Origin of the sequence: Bacillus sp. FSL R12-0074 (genome assembly GCF_038005725.1) — a bacterium.
Classification (GTDB): domain Bacteria; phylum Bacillota; class Bacilli; order Bacillales; family Bacillaceae_G; genus Bacillus_A; species Bacillus_A mycoides.
Map to the genome: position 1 here is coordinate 503,397 of NZ_JBBOTR010000001.1, position 19,758 is coordinate 523,154.

Below are 19,758 nucleotides of genomic sequence, written 5' to 3' on the forward strand. Positions count from 1 at the left end.
ATGATATATATAAAATTATTTTTGCAATATGCAAGTCAATATATAAAAACAAAATTGGAGTATCGTGGCGATTTTATCGTCGGATTACTTTCAGATTTATCACTACAAGCTGTTAATTTAATCTTCATTCTCGTTGTGTTTGGGCATACCCAAGCACTAAAAGGGTGGAGCCGAGAAGAAGTAATCTTTATTTATGGGTTCTTTTTAGTACCGTTTGCCATTTTTTCAGCTTTCTTTAATATATGGGACTTTAATGATCGTTACATTATTAAAGGAGAAATGGACCGTATATTAACGAGACCGATTCATAGTTTATTTCAAATTATATTAGAAAGAATGGAACTTGAATCTTTAATTGGAGCTATTACGGGGATTATTGTGATGGGTTATGCAGCAATGGAGCTGCAATTATCTTTTTACTGGTATGATTTCTTCTTATTCCTACTCATGGTAGGGGGAGGGGCACTTGTGTACGGCGGGATATTTGTTACGCTTGCAAGTTTTGGCTTTTGGTCGGATGCGAAAAGTTCCATTATGCCGCTTATGTATAACATAGGGAATTATGGACGCTACCCTGTTGATATTTATAACCGTGTTATTCGCTTTGTTTTAACGTTTGTTTTACCGTTTGCATTTGTTGGGGTATATCCAGCAGCATACTTTTTAAGAAAAACAGAGTGGAATAGCTATGCTTTCGCAACTCCAATTGTTGGTGTTATCTGTTTTACTATTGCAATTACCCTCTGGAATCAAGGGGTTAAACGATATCGTGGTGCAGGAAATTAATTATAGAAGCTTGTTCGTTTCTAAGGGATAAATCAGCTACAGTCCTCATACATATAAAACGAGGTGGAGGACATGTTATGGGGATTTATTCTATTAATTGCAGCAATCGCTATTTTGAGAAGTGTCCAATTATTATGGAGTTCATATTCAAATTCCAATCGTTTCTTTTCGCTGTACAATTTAGCTACGTTGTTTTTGATTTATACAACGGTACTGATTGCGTTTGGATTAAGTTATGTTGTGCTAGAGGAAATGGGTTTTGCAGTTTTAAAAGAAGATGGGGATAGGTTAAGTGCTCATTCCTTTCAGCTCGTTGAAATATGTTTATATTTTAGCGCGGTTACTTTATTGTCCGTTGGATATGGTGATATAGCTCCGATTGGAATCGGAAGATGGATTGCAATTGGAGAAGCGCTAATTGGATATACATTACCGTTTGCCTTTGTGATGAGATCTGTAATAGACAATGAAAAATAAGGTCGCATTTGATATAGTAAAAGAAAAGAGAAGGAGTGATAACAATGATTACAGTAGGAGAAATGGCACCAGAATTTACATTAGAAGGAAGTAACGGAGAACAAATTCGCTTAGCTGACTTTCGCGGTAAAAATGTAGTCCTATATTTTTATCCGAAAGATATGACTCCGGGATGTACAACTGAAGCATGTGATTTTCGTGATGCATATGGATTATTTCAAGAGAAGGATACGGTTATACTTGGTGTAAGTCCAGATTCAGCAAATAGACATATGAAATTCATTGAGAAGCATGAGCTTCCATTTGTACTTTTAGTAGACGAAGATCATAAAGTAGCAGAATTGTACGATGTTTGGAAGTTGAAAAAGAACTTCGGAAAAGAGTACATGGGAATTGAGCGTTCTACATTCCTTATTAATAAAGACGGTGAGCTTGTAAATGAGTGGCGTAAAGTGAAAGTGAAAGGGCATATTGAGGATGTTCTTTCTTATATAAAATAAATCTATATTAATGAGGAGAAAAAATACATATGTAAGGCATGCGTCTATACATATTTTCTTGCGATACATAAAGTGAAAGTGTAGGGCATACCTCCTCAGATGATAGTATTCCAAGTGCGATTATGTCGCACTTTTTTCTATGTAAATGTATAGGGAATGGGGGAAGATACATAAGAATAAGGCTATATACGAAAATAAACCACATACTTATAGTAGAAATATTGACGATTTATAAGAAAAAGAGTACACTCTTTATAAGAATTATAAAATAATAATCCGTATAGAATCGGGGTGCATGACGGTGGTCAAAGAAGAATTAAAAGAAGCGCTAGAAATGCTGAAAAATACGGGTGTACGCATTACTCCACAGCGTCATGCTATTTTAGAGTACCTTGTGGAATCTATGACGCACCCAACAGCGGATGACATTTATAAAGCATTAGAAGGTAAGTTTCCAAATATGAGTGTTGCAACTGTCTATAATAACTTACGTGTGTTTAAAGAAGTTGGACTTGTAAAGGAATTAACTTATGGGGATGCTTCAAGTAGATTTGATTATGTTACAAGTCAACATTATCATGTGATTTGCGAAAAATGTGGTAAGATTGTTGATTTTCCTTATGGAGGATTGGAACAGCTTGAAGAGGAAGCTGCAAAAACGACAGGCTTCGTTATTAATAGTCATCGCTTAGAAATTTATGGCGTTTGTCCAGAGTGTCATAAGGCGTAATATATAATAAAGAAAGAGGCTGACGGCTATACGTCGACCTCTTTCTTTATTATATATGGGAATCGTGTTAGACTCATGAGGATTTAAAATGTTAAGTGAAGAATCAAATTTAATAAGAACAAATACAAGAGGTGATTTCTTAGTTAAGAAATCACCTTTTTAATGAGATGAAACTTCTTTAGTTTTGTAAGCTCCATATACCTATGATTTATAACTCTTCTTATTATATTTCTCATCAAATTCTTTTCCTTCTAGATTTCGATCAAGTGTTAAAGGTTGATTGCAATGCATACATGCGTCGACACGACCGAGCATTTTTGTTGGTTTATCGCAGCTTGGACAAATAATTTGTATCGTTTTTGTAGATAACATACCAATCCAAAAGTAAACAACAGTGCTAGCGATGACAGCTAAAAAACCAACCATCATAAAGGTTGTCATAATAATGATGTTTTCGCGAAAAAAGACACCTAAGTATGCAATGAAGAGGCCGATAAATACTAAACTTAATGCAAAGGTCCGAATTTTATTGATTTTGTTCGAATATTTAATGCTCATTCTTAGCACCTCCTATAATAATAATATAACATAAAATTTAGAATTTTCACTCGTTCAGAAACGTGATAAAGCGATAAGATATGAAATGTGGAGTATGATGAAGAATGAAGGGAGGCTATAATGATTTTTGAAACGAGTTTTTTAACATTTAACGGGATGTGAAATTTTTTTATAAAAAGTATTGACCCTATATATACTGCGTGATATATTAATAAACGTCGCTGATGCGGAAACGCAGTAAACGACAAAAAAGAAATTTGAAAAACTTAGTTGACATCGAAAAACGAAGATGTTAACATAAGGAAGTCGCAATTGAGCGGCGAAGTAGTTCTTTGAAAACTGAACGAAACAAACAACGTGAACGTCAATTTTTATTTTTAGATGCTAGACAAACTAACTTTATTGGAGAGTTTGATCCTGGCTCAGGATGAACGCTGGCGGCGTGCCTAATACATGCAAGTCGAGCGAATGGATTAAGAGCTTGCTCTTATGAAGTTAGCGGCGGACGGGTGAGTAACACGTGGGTAACCTACCCATAAGACTGGGATAACTCCGGGAAACCGGGGCTAATACCGGATAATATTTTGAACTGCATAGTTCGAAATTGAAAGGCGGCTTCGGCTGTCACTTATGGATGGACCCGCGTCGCATTAGCTAGTTGGTGAGGTAACGGCTCACCAAGGCGACGATGCGTAGCCGACCTGAGAGGGTGATCGGCCACACTGGGACTGAGACACGGCCCAGACTCCTACGGGAGGCAGCAGTAGGGAATCTTCCGCAATGGACGAAAGTCTGACGGAGCAACGCCGCGTGAGTGATGAAGGCTTTCGGGTCGTAAAACTCTGTTGTTAGGGAAGAACAAGTGCTAGTTGAATAAGCTGGCACCTTGACGGTACCTAACCAGAAAGCCACGGCTAACTACGTGCCAGCAGCCGCGGTAATACGTAGGTGGCAAGCGTTATCCGGAATTATTGGGCGTAAAGCGCGCGCAGGTGGTTTCTTAAGTCTGATGTGAAAGCCCACGGCTCAACCGTGGAGGGTCATTGGAAACTGGGAGACTTGAGTGCAGAAGAGGAAAGTGGAATTCCATGTGTAGCGGTGAAATGCGTAGAGATATGGAGGAACACCAGTGGCGAAGGCGACTTTCTGGTCTGTAACTGACACTGAGGCGCGAAAGCGTGGGGAGCAAACAGGATTAGATACCCTGGTAGTCCACGCCGTAAACGATGAGTGCTAAGTGTTAGAGGGTTTCCGCCCTTTAGTGCTGAAGTTAACGCATTAAGCACTCCGCCTGGGGAGTACGGCCGCAAGGCTGAAACTCAAAGGAATTGACGGGGGCCCGCACAAGCGGTGGAGCATGTGGTTTAATTCGAAGCAACGCGAAGAACCTTACCAGGTCTTGACATCCTCTGAAAACTCTAGAGATAGAGCTTCTCCTTCGGGAGCAGAGTGACAGGTGGTGCATGGTTGTCGTCAGCTCGTGTCGTGAGATGTTGGGTTAAGTCCCGCAACGAGCGCAACCCTTGATCTTAGTTGCCATCATTAAGTTGGGCACTCTAAGGTGACTGCCGGTGACAAACCGGAGGAAGGTGGGGATGACGTCAAATCATCATGCCCCTTATGACCTGGGCTACACACGTGCTACAATGGACGGTACAAAGAGCTGCAAGACCGCGAGGTGGAGCTAATCTCATAAAACCGTTCTCAGTTCGGATTGTAGGCTGCAACTCGCCTACATGAAGCTGGAATCGCTAGTAATCGCGGATCAGCATGCCGCGGTGAATACGTTCCCGGGCCTTGTACACACCGCCCGTCACACCACGAGAGTTTGTAACACCCGAAGTCGGTGGGGTAACCTTTATGGAGCCAGCCGCCTAAGGTGGGACAGATGATTGGGGTGAAGTCGTAACAAGGTAGCCGTATCGGAAGGTGCGGCTGGATCACCTCCTTTCTATGGAGAATTGATGAACGCAGTTCATCAATAAACGTTGACTTGTTTTGTTTCGTTCAGTTTTGAGAGAACTATCTCTCAAGTTTAAATGTATGTTCTTTGAAAACTAGATAACAGTGTAGCTCATATTTTTTTAATTTTAGTTTGGTTAAGTTAGAAAGGGCGCACGGTGGATGCCTTGACACTAGGAGTCGATGAAGGACGGGACTAACGCCGATATGCTTCGGGGAGCTGTAAGTAAGCTTTGATCCGAAGATTTCCGAATGGGGAAACCCACTATACGTAATGGTATGGTATCCTTACCTGAATACATAGGGTATGGAAGACAGACCCAGGGAACTGAAACATCTAAGTACCTGGAGGAAGAGAAAGCAAATGCGATTTCCTGAGTAGCGGCGAGCGAAACGGAATCTAGCCCAAACCAAGAGGCTTGCCTCTTGGGGTTGTAGGACATTCTATACGGAGTTACAAAGGAACGAGGTAGACGAAGCGACCTGGAAAGGTCCGTCACAGAGGGTAATAACCCCGTAGTCGAAACTTCGTTCTCTCTTGAATGTATCCTGAGTACGGCGGAACACGTGAAATTCCGTCGGAATCTGGGAGGACCATCTCCCAAGGCTAAATACTCCCTAGTGATCGATAGTGAACCAGTACCGTGAGGGAAAGGTGAAAAGCACCCCGGAAGGGGAGTGAAAGAGATCCTGAAACCGTGTGCCTACAAATAGTCAGAGCCCGTTAATGGGTGATGGCGTGCCTTTTGTAGAATGAACCGGCGAGTTACGATCCCGTGCAAGGTTAAGCTGAAGAGGCGGAGCCGCAGCGAAAGCGAGTCTGAATAGGGCGTTTAGTACGTGGTCGTAGACCCGAAACCAGGTGATCTACCCATGTCCAGGGTGAAGTTCAGGTAACACTGAATGGAGGCCCGAACCCACGCACGTTGAAAAGTGCGGGGATGAGGTGTGGGTAGCGGAGAAATTCCAATCGAACCTGGAGATAGCTGGTTCTCCCCGAAATAGCTTTAGGGCTAGCCTTAAGTGTAAGAGTCTTGGAGGTAGAGCACTGATTGAACTAGGGGTCCTCATCGGATTACCGAATTCAGTCAAACTCCGAATGCCAATGACTTATCCTTAGGAGTCAGACTGCGAGTGATAAGATCCGTAGTCAAGAGGGAAACAGCCCAGATCGCCAGCTAAGGTCCCAAAGTGTGTATTAAGTGGAAAAGGATGTGGAGTTGCTTAGACAACTAGGATGTTGGCTCAGAAGCAGCCACCATTTAAAGAGTGCGTAATAGCTCACTAGTCGAGTGACTCTGCGCCGAAAATGTACCGGGGCTAAATACACCACCGAAGCTGCGAATTGATACCAATGGTATCAGTGGTAGGGGAGCGTTCTAAGTGCAGTGAAGTCAGACCGGAAGGACTGGTGGAGCGCTTAGAAGTGAGAATGCCGGTATGAGTAGCGAAAGACGGGTGAGAATCCCGTCCACCGAATGCCTAAGGTTTCCTGAGGAAGGCTCGTCCGCTCAGGGTTAGTCAGGACCTAAGCCGAGGCCGACAGGCGTAGGCGATGGACAACAGGTTGATATTCCTGTACCACCTCTTTATCGTTTGAGCAATGGAGGGACGCAGAAGGATAGAAGAAGCGTGCGATTGGTTGTGCACGTCCAAGCAGTTAGGCTGATAAGTAGGCAAATCCGCTTATCGTGAAGGCTGAGCTGTGATGGGGAAGCTCCTTATGGAGCGAAGTCTTTGATTCCCCGCTGCCAAGAAAAGCTTCTAGCGAGATAAAAGGTGCCTGTACCGCAAACCGACACAGGTAGGCGAGGAGAGAATCCTAAGGTGTGCGAGAGAACTCTGGTTAAGGAACTCGGCAAAATGACCCCGTAACTTCGGGAGAAGGGGTGCTTTCTTAACGGAAAGCCGCAGTGAATAGGCCCAAGCGACTGTTTAGCAAAAACACAGGTCTCTGCGAAGCCGTAAGGCGAAGTATAGGGGCTGACACCTGCCCGGTGCTGGAAGGTTAAGGAGAGGGGTTAGCGTAAGCGAAGCTCTGAACTGAAGCCCCAGTAAACGGCGGCCGTAACTATAACGGTCCTAAGGTAGCGAAATTCCTTGTCGGGTAAGTTCCGACCCGCACGAAAGGTGTAACGATTTGGGCACTGTCTCAACCAGAGACTCGGTGAAATTATAGTACCTGTGAAGATGCAGGTTACCCGCGACAGGACGGAAAGACCCCGTGGAGCTTTACTGTAGCCTGATATTGAATTTTGGTACAGTTTGTACAGGATAGGCGGGAGCCATTGAAACCGGAGCGCTAGCTTCGGTGGAGGCGCTGGTGGGATACCGCCCTGACTGTATTGAAATTCTAACCTACGGGTCTTATCGACCCGGGAGACAGTGTCAGGTGGGCAGTTTGACTGGGGCGGTCGCCTCCTAAAGTGTAACGGAGGCGCCCAAAGGTTCCCTCAGAATGGTTGGAAATCATTCGTAGAGTGCAAAGGCATAAGGGAGCTTGACTGCGAGACCTACAAGTCGAGCAGGGACGAAAGTCGGGCTTAGTGATCCGGTGGTTCCGCATGGAAGGGCCATCGCTCAACGGATAAAAGCTACCCCGGGGATAACAGGCTTATCTCCCCCAAGAGTCCACATCGACGGGGAGGTTTGGCACCTCGATGTCGGCTCATCGCATCCTGGGGCTGTAGTCGGTCCCAAGGGTTGGGCTGTTCGCCCATTAAAGCGGTACGCGAGCTGGGTTCAGAACGTCGTGAGACAGTTCGGTCCCTATCCGTCGTGGGCGCAGGAAATTTGAGAGGAGCTGTCCTTAGTACGAGAGGACCGGGATGGACGCACCGCTGGTGTACCAGTTGTTCTGCCAAGGGCATAGCTGGGTAGCTATGTGCGGAAGGGATAAGTGCTGAAAGCATCTAAGCATGAAGCCCCCCTCAAGATGAGATTTCCCATAGCGTAAGCTAGTAAGATCCCTGAAAGATGATCAGGTTGATAGGTTCGAGGTGGAAGCATGGTGACATGTGGAGCTGACGAATACTAATAGATCGAGGACTTAACCATATAATATGAAGCAACGTTATCTAGTTTTGAGAGAATATAAAAAACTTATTGACTTTCAGGGTGAATAAGTTATAATAATGATTGTCTCAAAAGAATAATGTCTGGTAATGATGGCAGAGAGGTCACACCCGTTCCCATACCGAACACGGAAGTTAAGCTCTCTAGCGCCGATGGTAGTTGGGACCTTGTCCCTGTGAGAGTAGGACGTTGCCAGGCAATATTATTCCGCAGTAGCTCAGCGGTAGAGCTATCGGCTGTTAACCGATCGGTCGTAGGTTCGATTCCTACCTGCGGAGCCATTGGAGAGCTGTCCGAGTTGGCCGAAGGAGCACGATTGGAAATCGTGTATACGTCACAAGCGTATCAAGGGTTCGAATCCCTTGCTCTCCGCCATAAGGAATTTATAATATTTGGCCCGTTGGTCAAGTGGTTAAGACACCGCCCTTTCACGGCGGTAACACGGGTTCGAATCCCGTACGGGTCACCACTTTTGGAGGATTAGCTCAGCTGGGAGAGCACCTGCCTTACAAGCAGGGGGTCGGCGGTTCGATCCCGTCATCCTCCACCATATAAATTATATGAATAATATTGTCGCGGGGTGGAGCAGTACGGTAGCTCGTCGGGCTCATAACCCGAAGGTCGCAGGTTCAAATCCTGTCCCCGCAACCAAACATTCTCGTAATGTGGTTGCTAATACTTATCATATAATTATTTAAATAATATTATCGCGGGGTGGAGCAGTACGGTAGCTCGTCGGGCTCATAACCCGAAGGTCGCAGGTTCAAATCCTGTCCCCGCAACCAAATGGTCCCGTGGTGTAGTGGTTAACATGCCTGCCTGTCACGCAGGAGATCGCCGGTTCGACCCCGGTCGGGACCGCCATTTTAATAAGGCTCGGTAGCTCAGTCGGTAGAGCAGAGGACTGAAAATCCTCGTGTCGGCGGTTCGATTCCGTCCCGAGCCACCATTTTAATAAAATATGCCGGCTTAGCTCAATTGGTAGAGCAACTGACTTGTAATCAGTAGGTTGGGGGTTCAAGTCCTCTAGCCGGCACCATGTAAGTTTCGGAGGGGTAGCGAAGTGGCTAAACGCGGCGGACTGTAAATCCGCTCCTTCGGGTTCGGCAGTTCGAATCTGCCCCCCTCCACCATTTTACATAGGGGCATAGTTTAAAGGTAGAACTGAGGTCTCCAAAACCTCCAGTGTGGGTTCAATTCCTACTGCCCCTGCCAAATATATAAACACAACATGGCGGTTGTGGCGAAGTGGTTAACGCACCGGATTGTGGCTCCGGCATTCGTGGGTTCAATTCCCATCAGTCGCCCCATTTTTATTTTTTAAAAATTACAAATAAATTAATGGATACTTACATATAATTAAGTAAAACTTCGGTGGGCTATAGCCAAGCGGTAAGGCAACGGACTTTGACTCCGTCATGCGCTGGTTCGAATCCAGCTAGCCCAGCCATTTTTGCGGAAGTAGTTCAGTGGTAGAATACAACCTTGCCAAGGTTGGGGTCGCGGGTTCGAATCCCGTCTTCCGCTCCATTTTAACTTCATATGGCGGCATAGCCAAGTGGTAAGGCAGAGGTCTGCAAAACCTTTACCACCGGTTCAAATCCGGTTGCCGCCTTTCTTTTATGCCGATGTGGCGGAATTGGCAGACGCGCACGACTCAAAATCGTGTTCCTTCGGGAGTGTCGGTTCGACCCCGACCATCGGTATCACGAACGGCGTAACATCAAGGCTCTACACTAATTGTGTAGAGTTTTTTTGTATTTTCTTCACACTACAAAATAAGCACTAATAGTGCGTTGGGGTAGTGTGCGGTGAGTAAGTGACGAACTTTAGATACAGTTGGAAGAAACTATGAAGTATTAAAAGGATAAAATTTCAGTAGAATATTACATATACAAGAATTTTTTCGAGCACTCTAGAGAGAATCTCTCCACCCTGGTGACATGAAGTTAAATCCGATACCACCAGTTGAAATTACCACATTATCAGCTGGTAATTTCGTAATTTCGAAAAACTTCTTTTCAAACTCTTCTCTGTTGTACTTGTACATAGTTGAGTGACACGACGATATTTGCGTTGAAGTACTCAACCAGTCCCCTAATTCCTTTAATTTAGGGAACGACTCAAATTGAATTGGACCATCCAATTTCATGAATCTCACTTGATAGATAGTTGGGTTTAACTTCTCTCCTATTCCTTTAAAACCATGTGATTTTTTTTCATTTGAATGTGTCATAATTCTCTCCCATCTTTTCTTCAAATTTTTCCCTATTTTAATTATACAGCAATAGAAAGTAATTAAGGAAATATTATGGGATTAGTAGAGGAATGAAAAGGAATAACTTTAGTTTGATAATGAATAGTTCATAACATACTACATAACAAATCTTTAAAAGGACATGGCAGCTTTGCCCTGTTTCTTATTGTTTAGCGAGAAATAATAAAATAAATTATCACAGTAATAAATGAAATATGATAAATTTAATCAAGGGAGAGAAATGAAAGTAAAAGGTGTCAGTTATTTAATATGATTCCATTTTGGCTCCGTTTCATTTTAATTTATCATGTTTAAAGAAGCTCAAAATTTTTAAAATGCTTTAAAATAAAGGATTTTAAGGGTAGCACTCTATATAAATGTCACCTAAAAAGACCCTAACAGAAATGTTAGGGTTTTTATTGTTAAATTATGCTATGTGATTTTAAAATTCGTAATAAACTTAGGAATTCATGTATAATATAACTTGTCGAAAGAACAAAATGATAGTGATTTATATTATGTCTGTAATATGAATCAAAAATGAACTTTTTATATTTCTTTTAAAAATGTGTTGAATACACATTATATTTCATATTAATATTTTTATGTAGATTTAAAATGGGAAAGAGAGTGGAAAGTATGGGCCGTAAATGGAACAATATTAAAGAAAAAAAAGCATCAAAAGATGCAAATACAAGCCGTATATACGCGAAATTTGGACGTGAAATTTATGTGGCAGCAAAACAAGGCGAGCCAGATCCAGAATCAAACCAAACGTTAAGAGTTGTATTAGAACGTGCGAAAACATACAACGTGCCAAGAACAATTATTGACCGTGCGATTGAAAAGGCAAAAGGCGGTTCAGAAGAAAACTATGACGAGCTTCGTTATGAAGGCTTTGGACCAAACGGATCTATGGTAATTGTAGATACACTGACAAATAACGTAAACCGTACTGCAGCAGATGTACGAGCTGCATTTAGCAAAAACAGTGGTAACATGGGTGTAAACGGTTCTGTCGCTTACATGTTTGATGCGACAGCTGTTATCGGTCTTGAAGGTAAAACATCAGATGAAGTTCTTGAAATCTTAATGGAAGCAGATGTAGATGCACGTGACATTCTAGAAGAAGAAGATTCTGTTATCGTTTATGCTGAACCTGATCAGTTCCATTCAGTACAATCTGCACTTAAAGGTGCTGGTGTTGAAGAATTTACAGTTGCAGAATTAACAATGCTTGCACAAAGTGATGTAGAACTTCCTGAAGATGCTCAAGTACAATTTGAAAAAATGGTTGATGCATTAGAAGATTTAGAAGATGTACAGCAAGTTTACCACAACGTAGACTTAGGGGAATAATATAAGACAGAAGACCCTTTCCTTTAACGGATAGGGTCTTTTTTTATGGAGTTAATTAAGGTGGTAAAGTATTAAAGGTATTTTGTAGCTGCTAGGGAATATGGTTATAGGTTTGTATTTTAAATAATCATATTTCTAGGAGGTATTTCTGTGGAGCATAAAATACCAAAGCATATTGTTGCCGTAGCAGGTTATTTAACAAATGAAAAGAATGAGGTGCTTTTAACGAAAGTGCACTGGCGAGCAGATACGTGGGAAATGCCTGGAGGACAGGTAGAAGAAGGGGAAGCGCTCGATCAAGCTGTTTGCAGAGAAATAATGGAGGAAACAGGATTAACTGTGAAGCCTATCGGAGTTACAGGGATTTATTATAATGCTTCTATGCATATTGTAGCTGTTGTTTTTAAAGTAGCATATGTTAGTGGTGAAATAAAAATTCAATCTGAAGAAATACAAGAGGCTAAATTTGTTGCTTTAAACGAAGAGAACATTGATGAGTATATAACGCGTCCTCATATGAAATCAAGGACACTTGATGCGATGAAAGCAATGCATTTTATTCCATACGAAACATGGGAAGTTCAGCCATATAATCTTATAGGAAGGTTGTAAAGAAAAGGTTAGTTATTTGAGGACAGCTCAAATTGCTAACCTTTTCTTTATGTATACTGTTTCAGAAAAAGGTCACAATAATAAAGTGTAGGCTAATAATTGGTGGAGGAAGCAGGACTACCACCTAATTTCCTAGCTTTAGCCAAGTTTTGAGGGAGAATTCTTACTGCACACAAATAGCGAGATAATCCGAAAGCTGGTATTGATTTATAGAACGTTCGTTCTGTATAATGGTGATATATCGTATATAATTAGATTGCTAGATGTTTAAAAGTATAAATGTATAAACTGATATAATAAAAGAATAAAGTGAAATTAAGGAGAGTCCTACTTCCTATAAATAGTGTGATAAATAAATGTATATTCAACATTTCATATGAATAGTAGATAAAAAGGGACTGTGATACAATACATTTTTACACCTTACAATGTTGTAAGGTAGGTGTAAGAGAAATCGATGGGATATTCTTTTATAACAAGGTATTCTTAAATTAAGAGTTATATGCTGTGTGGAAAAGAGGTGTTCGAGATGAAAGAACGAGTATTATCTAGAGTGAATTATCATCAAAAAGTTGCATTAAATCCATTAACTAAATTTCTTTATAAAGCCATTATATTATTATTATTGTTAAGTTTTGCATTATTATTCGTTGGAAATGTAATGATTGAGCGAAGTGATATTAGTAAATTACATGTACCCGCTAAGTTAGAGGTGCCAGAATCATTAACACACGCATTTATTGCGACGGAAGATAAAAGGTTTTATCATCATAACGGTTTAGACTATATAGCGATTATCAGGGCGTCTATTGAAAATATAAAAGCTGGTGGTGTTGTGCAAGGAGGAAGCACGATTACACAGCAGTTATCTAAAAATGCTTTCTTATCTAATGAACGTACATTTTCCCGTAAGTGGAAAGAAATTTTTTATACGAAAAAGATTGAACGTACATTCACAAAGGATGAGATATTAAAATTGTATGTAAGTAATATTTACTACGGAGAAGGCGCATGGGGGATTGAAAAAGCAGCAAACCTTTACTTCGGTAAAAAAGTGGATCAATTAACACTGGCTGAAAGTGCAATGATGGCTGCTATAGTAAAAGCACCGGCTTATTACTCACCTGCACAAAATTATGATAAAGCAGTTGAGAGACGGAATGTAGTTTTAAGGCTAATGGAGAAAGAAGGGTATATAAATCATGATGAATATGTGCAAGCAGTTAGTGAGAAATTAGTAATTCGCCATGATATAAAAACAGAGCAATCCATGTTAAAAAATGCCCGTGAAAAAGCAGTAAGTTAAAAGAAGTTCCTACATAGGAGCTTCTTTTTTTAATAATTTGTGACAAAAGGCGACACAATATTGTCACAAACGTTGTATTTTTGTAATTTATGTGAGCGTGTTCATTGCGTGACCTATGTAAGTATTGATATTATGTGTATTGTGTACAATGATGTATACAGAATATGAAATTAAAGAGGAATGTATATGAAATCATCAAACAAACTCATGGCTCTTGGTATAGTTTTTTCTATCGCAGTATTGATTGTAATCGGGACGATTGTGTATAGCATCATAAATGACAAGAAAGATAAAGGGAATGAGATGTTTGCTTATTCTACGCAACAATCTTTAGGGAAAGATGATGCTCCAGTTAAGGTAGTTGAATTTGGAGACTTTAAATGTCCAGCTTGTCGTACTTGGGATGTAACAGTATTACCACGATTAAAAGAAGAGTATATTGATAAAGGTAAAGTGCAGTTATATTTTATTAACTTCCCGTTTATCGGAAAAGACTCTGATTTAGGTGCAGCTGCCGGTGAAGCAATTTATAAACAAGATCAAGATTCATTCTGGATTTTCTATGATGAGATTTATCAAAATCAAAAGAAAGATACGGAAGAATGGATTACAGAAGAATTACTTCTTAATATTGTGAAAGAAAAGCTTCCGAAAATTAATGTAGAACAGTTTAAAAAAGATTTACACAGTAAAGAAATGAAAGATAAAGTACGTAAAGATTCAGATCGTGCTCAAAAATTAAAAGTTCAAGGTGCTCCTTCAGTATATATAAATGGGAATCTTGCAAACCCTGATTTCGATAGTATGAAGAAGGCGATTGATAAAGAATTGAAAAAGTGATGAGGTATCTCATCACTTTTTCGACTTTTTTCGATAAATTTCTTGCTTCGATTTTTTTTACATGCTATACTACTTTACATAAGTTATTTCAATATCTTATATTTTTTTCATATTTGCGGGTGTAGTTTAGTGGTAAAACAAGAGCCTTCCAAGCTCTGGTCGAGAGTTCGATTCTCTTCACCCGCTCCAAATTTTATTTAATGTTTTTCTAATAAATTGTGATCAACGCAGTGTTTCGTTTCTAAGATAAACGAAGCATTGCGTTTTTTAATGTTTGAAAATCATAATTGTATGCGAAAATAGAAGTGAAGAATATTATTCCAAAAGTGAATTGATAACCAGTATAGTCGTTACATAAGGGATGGATTCATCGGTGGAGGCGATTGAAAATGGACTTTGAACAATTAAAGCAAGATGTAATTGCGTATAGTAAAACGATTGGTATAGATAAAATAGGTTTTGCCAGTGCTTCACCATTTGAGGAATTAAAGCAGCGCCTAATCCAGCAACAACAATTGAATTATCAGTCTGGATTCGAAGAGCCTGATATAGAGAAGAGAACGAATCCACAGCTATTGTTACCTGGTGCGAAATCAATTATTGCGATTGCTTTAGCATACCCTTCAAAATTAAAAAATGCACCATTAAGTAAACGAGGGGAACGACGTGGGATTTTTTGCCGTGCTTCTTGGGGCCAAGATTATCACCTTGTTCTACGAGATCGTTTGCAAAAGTTAGAGGCATATTTAATCGAAAAGCTGCCGGATATAGAAGTGAAATCAATGGTTGATACAGGGGAGCTAAGTGATCGAGCTGTTTCAGAGCGTGCCGGTATTGGATGGAGTGGTAAGAACTGCGCTATTATTACGCCGGAATTTGGTTCGTATGTATACTTAGGAGAAATGATTACGAATGTTCCATTCCCTCCTGATCGGCCAATAGAAGATCAATGTGGAAGTTGTACGAAATGTATTGATATTTGTCCTACAGGTGCTTTAGTACAAGGCGGGCAGTTGGACTCGAAGAAATGTATTGCATTTTTAACACAGACAAAAGGGTTTCTGCCTGAAGAATATCGCGATAAAATAGGAAACCGTATATATGGATGTGATACGTGTCAGACTGTTTGTCCGAAAAATAAAGGAATGGATTTTCATAACCATCCTGAAATGGAGCCTGACCCTGAGTTAGTTAAACCGTTATTAACACCACTTTTAACAATTAGTAATCGTGATTTTAAAGAGAAGTATGGAATTATGTCTGGTTCATGGAGAGGTAAAAAACCATTGCAACGAAATGCTATTTTAGCACTTGCGCATTTTAAAGAAACAGCAGCAATTCCTGATTTAATCGGTGTTATGAAAGATGATCCAAGACCAGTCCTTCGTGGAACAGCAGCATGGGCACTTGGGAAAATTGGTGGAGATGGAGTAGGAGAAGCGATTGAAAAAGCGATGGAACGTGAGAAAGATGAAGAGGTTCTTCATGAAATGAATCGTGGACTTGAATTGTTAGCACAGAAAAAAGAGTAGATAATATCTCCCTTTTTCATATTGTAATATGGGAGGGAGACGAAATGGTTGTAAAAGCGAATATTGAAAAGCAAGTGCAACAGTTTTTAGCATATATAACAGAGAAACGAACAGATGTAGACGGTATTGCAGTAGATTTGTTACAAATGGTACAGAGAAAGAAACAATTGTTTCAAAAGCGTAGTGCACATATAGTGAAAGCAACTGCAGATATTTCTTTCGTTAGACAATTAAATAGTAATGAGCATCAAGAAATTGATTATCAAATACACTTGAAATATTTAATTAAGCATAAAGAATTATTTTATATCGAAGAGGAACAATTAAAACGACGAGTTTGTTTAAAAAATAGTTGTATAATAGATGATTATGCTCTTGAAGTGTCAGAAGAAATAGGAATAGGTGAAACGTTAGAACGGGAAGTCACGAAAGAAAAATACGGTTCATATCAATATAATCGTTTAGAGGCAGTGAAATATGCAGAGCGTTGGTGGGATGATCGCAATTCTGCATACCGTAATTTTCCGGATAATTGTACAAATTTTATTTCACAATGTCTGCACACTGGAGAAGTACCGATGAATGGACATCCTAACATTCGTAAAGGGTGGTGGCAAAGGGGAAACCAGTGGAGTTGGAGCTGGGCTGTAGCACACTCTTTTTATTGGTATTTGTCAGGTGCTACAACAGGGCTTCGAGCAGAAGCAGTAGAAAGGCCAGAAGACCTTATTCTTGGCGATGTAATTGCGTATGATTTTGAGGATGATGGTAGGTGGAATCATACGACAATTGTAGTAGCAAAAGACGCAGATGGTATGCCGCTTGTAAATGCACATTCAGCGAATAGCCGCAGGCGTTATTGGAACTATGAAGATTCTAGTAAATATACACCACAAATGAAATATAAATTCTTTCATATTATTAATGGGTAGAGATTTTTCGTTCAAGTGGTATAATACGTAGTAGATAAAAAATAGAGGTGAATATCGCGTGGGAGTACATGTTGTTTTATATCAACCAGAAATTCCAGCAAATACAGGAAATATTGCACGTACTTGTGCAGCAACTGGAACAGAATTACATTTGATTAGACCGCTTGGATTTTCAACGGATGACAAAATGTTAAAGCGTGCAGGATTAGATTATTGGCAGCACGTAAAAGTTACGTATTATGATTCAATCGAAGAATTTTATGAAAAAAATAAAGATGGTGAATTCTTTTATTTAACAAAGTATGGCGAGAAAGCTCATACAGCATTTGATTATAGCAAACGTGAGAAGGATTACTATTTCGTATTTGGAAGAGAAACAAATGGATTACCAGCTAATGTAATTGAAGAAAACTTCGATCATTGTTTACGTATTCCAATGACGGATAAAGTACGTTCATTAAATTTATCTAATACAGCAGCAATTTTAATTTATGAAGCGTTCCGTCAACAAAATTATCCAGGATTAGATTTAGAAATCGTGTATTAAAAGTCGCCATTTGGCGGCTTTTTTATTTTTTAAAAAAATATGTAATCATACATTTTAAAAAAGGTACATATTCATATAGAATGAGATATATGAATAAAAATAGATAAGACGGGTTGAGATAAATATGAAGGAACAATATAATAATCAAAATACCTTTTTAAGTATGATAGATATGGATTTAGTAAGACAGGGATTGTTACATGCTATTCAAGATTTAGTTTTTATTGTGAAAGTTATTGATGATGAAACTTTTAAATATATTTATGTGAATAAAATAGGAATGAATCACGCCAGGATAGGGAAAGAATGTTATGGGAAAACTTTCGCAGAAGTATTACCAGAAGATACGGCAAGGTTATTGCAAGGACACTATGCAAAAGTAATGAGAGAAGCGAGAGCAATTACATTTTGTGATGTAATTAGTTTGCCAACTGGTGATATACATTATGAATCTTCACTTAATCCAGTATGCGATGTAAATGGAACATGTCAGTTTATTATTTGTATTACTAGAGATATTACAGCACAGGTTAAGAAAAAAGTGGAAATAGAAGAAAAACAAATGTTATTTAAGTCATTACTAGAATATAATAATGATTCCATTATATCTGTAGATTCTATTGGAAGAATTACATATGCAAATCCAGCGACTTATGAAATTTTTGGGTATCGATATGAAGAGTTAAAGGACCAATTTATTTGTCAGTTTATAAATAAAGAATATGAAAAAACTTTTCAAATTATATTTAAAAATGCTTTACAGGGAAGAGCAAAACAAATTGTTGCAAAGAAATATATTCATAAAGAAGGATATGAACTTTATATTTCCGTGAGGACAATCCCCATTATTGTGAATAGTGAAATCGTCGGGGTGTACATTGTTACGAGGGATGTTACGAGGCAAGTATTAAATGAGATGAAAACAGAATATTTAGCTTACTTTGATCAGTTAACGGGGTTAATGAATAGAATATCATGTACAAATAAGCTAAATGAATTTTTAGCTGAGAATAAAGAATTCGCATTGGTTTTTATAGATTTGGATGAATTTCACCTTATTAATGATACATTTGGTCATAAAGAAGGGGATCAAGTCTTAAAAAAAGTTACTGAATGCTTACGAGACCTAAAAATAGAAGATATGCATTTATTTAGAGAACATGATGATCAATTTGTTATGTTAATAGAAAATATAACGAGAGAATACGTAGAGGAAGTTGCACAAACAATATTAAAAAAAATTAGTGGGCATTTTGTAATAGAAGAAGAGGATGTTTATTTGAGTGCATCAATTGGGATTGTAATGGCCCCAGAAGATGGAATGGATGAAAAAATGCTTTTCCAAAGAGTCGACGCAGCTTTGGAAAAAGCAAAGGAAAAAGGAAAAGGGTATTATCATTTTTATTGTAGTGGATTAGATTGTGAACGTGAACAAAGGTTTATAATAGAAAATCAGTTACATCGTGCTATAGAGAAAAACGAATTTTCCCTCTATTATCAACCTCAAATTAATATTGAAACGGAAAAGATAGCCAGTATGGAAGCCTTAATAAGGTGGGAGAATAAGGAGCTAGATTTTGTCTCGCCCAATCAATTTATCCCACTTGCTGAAAGAACAGGGTTTATTATTAAACTTGATGAATGGGTAGTACATCAAGTTTGTGAACAGATACGTGAATGGTTAAATAAAGGATATGAGGTTGTACCAATCGCAGTTAATATTTCAGCTAGACATTTTCGTTCTATTACATTAATAGAGATGATTACACGTGCTTTAAATAAGTACAACGTTCCCCCTCATTTATTAGCAATAGAAGTTACAGAAGGGGCTCTTATACATAAAGATGTATCAAAAAGAGTGTTACTGCAGTTAAAAGAACAAAATTTAAAGATTCATTTAGATGACTTTGGAACGGGATATTCATCTTTAAGTTATTTAAAAACATATCCGATTGATACGTTAAAAATTGATCGTTCTTTTATGGAAGGTATATATATAGATGAAAGAGATACGAATATTACGGCTGCAATTATTCATTTAGCACATACTCTAGGGTTAAATGTAATTGCAGAAGGAGTAGAAAAGGCGGAACAAATACAGTTCTTAAAGGAAAAGAATGTGAAAATCGTACAAGGTTATTTTTATAATCGCCCTTTATCGATATACGATGTGGAAAATATTTATTTTAAATAGTGTATAAAAAACAAGAAAAAAAGTGATGTGCTGAAAAGCACATCACTTTTTTTGTGTACCTGGTTTATCGTTATAACCAGATGTAAAAATA

General features: G+C 39.2%; 14 protein-coding genes, 17 tRNA genes and 3 rRNA genes. 32 read left to right on the plus strand and 2 right to left on the minus strand.

What is annotated here, in order from left to right; translation table 11 throughout:
- The 4 genes from NSS97_RS02590 (at position 1) to perR (ending at position 2,493) form a co-directional block, all read left to right on the plus strand.
- Positions 1 to 786 (plus strand): ABC transporter permease, encoded by a 786-nt coding sequence (locus tag NSS97_RS02590; RefSeq protein ID WP_002125070.1) that lies wholly within the window; start codon positions 1 to 3, stop codon positions 784 to 786.
- Between the two features lie 72 nt (positions 787 to 858).
- Entirely contained in the window at positions 859 to 1,263 is a 405-nt protein-coding gene (locus NSS97_RS02595; RefSeq protein ID WP_002125072.1) for a potassium channel family protein, read from the plus strand.
- Between the two features lie 44 nt (positions 1,264 to 1,307).
- Positions 1,308 to 1,763: a thioredoxin-dependent thiol peroxidase gene (gene bcp, locus NSS97_RS02600; RefSeq protein ID WP_002029647.1), complete on the plus strand. Its 456-nt coding sequence runs from the start codon at positions 1,308 to 1,310 to the stop codon at positions 1,761 to 1,763.
- A 301-nt stretch (positions 1,764 to 2,064) separates the two neighbouring features.
- Positions 2,065 to 2,493, plus strand: coding sequence for a peroxide-responsive transcriptional repressor PerR (perR, locus tag NSS97_RS02605; protein WP_000237831.1), 429 nt, complete (start codon positions 2,065 to 2,067; stop codon positions 2,491 to 2,493).
- Between the two features lie 201 nt (positions 2,494 to 2,694).
- Here the strand turns inward: perR and NSS97_RS02610 are convergent, their stop codons facing one another.
- Positions 2,695 to 3,051 (minus strand): YgzB family protein, encoded by a 357-nt coding sequence (locus tag NSS97_RS02610; RefSeq protein WP_044444349.1) that lies wholly within the window; start codon positions 3,049 to 3,051, stop codon positions 2,695 to 2,697.
- Between the two features lie 399 nt (positions 3,052 to 3,450).
- Here NSS97_RS02610 and NSS97_RS02615 point away from each other — a divergent pair.
- The 19 genes from NSS97_RS02615 to NSS97_RS02705 all read left to right on the plus strand — a co-directional run bounded on the left by NSS97_RS02615 (position 3,451) and on the right by NSS97_RS02705 (position 9,794).
- Positions 3,451 to 5,002, plus strand: a 16S ribosomal RNA gene (locus NSS97_RS02615).
- 146 nt (positions 5,003 to 5,148) lie between these two features.
- Positions 5,149 to 8,070, plus strand: a 23S ribosomal RNA gene (locus NSS97_RS02620).
- Between the two features lie 100 nt (positions 8,071 to 8,170).
- Positions 8,171 to 8,286, plus strand: a 5S ribosomal RNA gene (gene rrf / locus NSS97_RS02625).
- The 16S, 23S and 5S rRNA genes sit together here with 16 tRNA genes alongside, the layout of an rRNA operon.
- A gap of 8 nt (positions 8,287 to 8,294) precedes the next feature.
- Positions 8,295 to 8,369: transfer RNA gene (locus NSS97_RS02630), tRNA-Asn, on the plus strand.
- A 2-nt stretch (positions 8,370 to 8,371) separates the two neighbouring features.
- Positions 8,372 to 8,463: transfer RNA gene (locus NSS97_RS02635), tRNA-Ser, on the plus strand.
- Positions 8,464 to 8,482: 19 nt separating this feature from the next.
- Positions 8,483 to 8,557, plus strand: a tRNA-Glu gene (locus NSS97_RS02640).
- Positions 8,558 to 8,562: 5 nt separating this feature from the next.
- Positions 8,563 to 8,638: transfer RNA gene (locus NSS97_RS02645), tRNA-Val, on the plus strand.
- A 24-nt stretch (positions 8,639 to 8,662) separates the two neighbouring features.
- Positions 8,663 to 8,739, plus strand: a tRNA-Met gene (locus NSS97_RS02650).
- A 57-nt stretch (positions 8,740 to 8,796) separates the two neighbouring features.
- A tRNA-Met gene (locus NSS97_RS02655) sits at positions 8,797 to 8,873 on the plus strand.
- A 3-nt stretch (positions 8,874 to 8,876) separates the two neighbouring features.
- Positions 8,877 to 8,952 (plus strand) — tRNA-Asp (locus NSS97_RS02660).
- Between the two features lie 9 nt (positions 8,953 to 8,961).
- A tRNA-Phe gene (locus NSS97_RS02665) sits at positions 8,962 to 9,037 on the plus strand.
- Between the two features lie 14 nt (positions 9,038 to 9,051).
- Positions 9,052 to 9,127: transfer RNA gene (locus NSS97_RS02670), tRNA-Thr, on the plus strand.
- Between the two features lie 10 nt (positions 9,128 to 9,137).
- Positions 9,138 to 9,221, plus strand: a tRNA-Tyr gene (locus NSS97_RS02675).
- A gap of 8 nt (positions 9,222 to 9,229) precedes the next feature.
- Positions 9,230 to 9,303 (plus strand) — tRNA-Trp (locus tag NSS97_RS02680).
- Positions 9,304 to 9,322: 19 nt separating this feature from the next.
- A tRNA-His gene (locus NSS97_RS02685) sits at positions 9,323 to 9,398 on the plus strand.
- A 65-nt stretch (positions 9,399 to 9,463) separates the two neighbouring features.
- Positions 9,464 to 9,538: transfer RNA gene (locus NSS97_RS02690), tRNA-Gln, on the plus strand.
- A gap of 5 nt (positions 9,539 to 9,543) precedes the next feature.
- Positions 9,544 to 9,618, plus strand: a tRNA-Gly gene (locus tag NSS97_RS02695).
- Between the two features lie 14 nt (positions 9,619 to 9,632).
- A tRNA-Cys gene (locus NSS97_RS02700) sits at positions 9,633 to 9,703 on the plus strand.
- Positions 9,704 to 9,712: 9 nt separating this feature from the next.
- Positions 9,713 to 9,794: transfer RNA gene (locus tag NSS97_RS02705), tRNA-Leu, on the plus strand.
- 209 nt (positions 9,795 to 10,003) lie between these two features.
- Here the strand turns inward: NSS97_RS02705 and NSS97_RS02710 are convergent.
- Complete coding sequence (locus tag NSS97_RS02710) at positions 10,004 to 10,324, minus strand: DUF3884 family protein (protein ID WP_341111444.1); 321 nt, start codon at positions 10,322 to 10,324, stop codon at positions 10,004 to 10,006.
- Positions 10,325 to 10,984: 660 nt separating this feature from the next.
- Between NSS97_RS02710 and NSS97_RS02715 the strand changes: the two genes are divergently transcribed.
- The 9 genes from NSS97_RS02715 to NSS97_RS02755 all read left to right on the plus strand — a co-directional run bounded on the left by NSS97_RS02715 (position 10,985) and on the right by NSS97_RS02755 (position 19,667).
- Positions 10,985 to 11,704, plus strand: a complete 720-nt coding sequence (locus tag NSS97_RS02715; protein ID WP_002113875.1) for a YebC/PmpR family DNA-binding transcriptional regulator — start codon at positions 10,985 to 10,987, stop codon at positions 11,702 to 11,704.
- A gap of 150 nt (positions 11,705 to 11,854) precedes the next feature.
- Entirely contained in the window at positions 11,855 to 12,316 is a 462-nt protein-coding gene (locus tag NSS97_RS02720) for an NUDIX domain-containing protein (protein ID WP_107887653.1), read from the plus strand.
- Positions 12,317 to 12,845: 529 nt separating this feature from the next.
- A complete protein-coding gene (locus NSS97_RS02725; RefSeq protein WP_002091102.1) occupies positions 12,846 to 13,622 on the plus strand; it encodes a transglycosylase domain-containing protein in 777 nt (258 codons plus the stop codon).
- A 186-nt stretch (positions 13,623 to 13,808) separates the two neighbouring features.
- A complete protein-coding gene (locus NSS97_RS02730) occupies positions 13,809 to 14,462 on the plus strand; it encodes a DsbA family protein (protein WP_002091101.1) in 654 nt (217 codons plus the stop codon).
- Positions 14,463 to 14,577: 115 nt separating this feature from the next.
- A tRNA-Gly gene (locus NSS97_RS02735) sits at positions 14,578 to 14,651 on the plus strand.
- Positions 14,652 to 14,851: 200 nt separating this feature from the next.
- Entirely contained in the window at positions 14,852 to 15,994 is a 1,143-nt protein-coding gene (gene queG, locus NSS97_RS02740; protein WP_002115986.1) for a tRNA epoxyqueuosine(34) reductase QueG, read from the plus strand.
- Positions 15,995 to 16,038: 44 nt separating this feature from the next.
- The gene (locus tag NSS97_RS02745) at positions 16,039 to 16,926 is read left to right on the plus strand and encodes an amidase domain-containing protein (RefSeq protein ID WP_002029655.1); all 888 of its coding nucleotides are present in this window, start codon (positions 16,039 to 16,041) and stop codon (positions 16,924 to 16,926) included.
- Positions 16,927 to 16,984: 58 nt separating this feature from the next.
- Positions 16,985 to 17,473 (plus strand): tRNA (uridine(34)/cytosine(34)/5-carboxymethylaminomethyluridine(34)-2'-O)-methyltransferase TrmL, encoded by a 489-nt coding sequence (gene trmL, locus NSS97_RS02750; protein WP_000538149.1) that lies wholly within the window; start codon positions 16,985 to 16,987, stop codon positions 17,471 to 17,473.
- Positions 17,474 to 17,597: 124 nt separating this feature from the next.
- Entirely contained in the window at positions 17,598 to 19,667 is a 2,070-nt protein-coding gene (locus tag NSS97_RS02755) for a sensor domain-containing protein (RefSeq protein WP_341111449.1), read from the plus strand.
- The last annotated feature ends 91 nt before the right edge of the window (positions 19,668 to 19,758 follow it).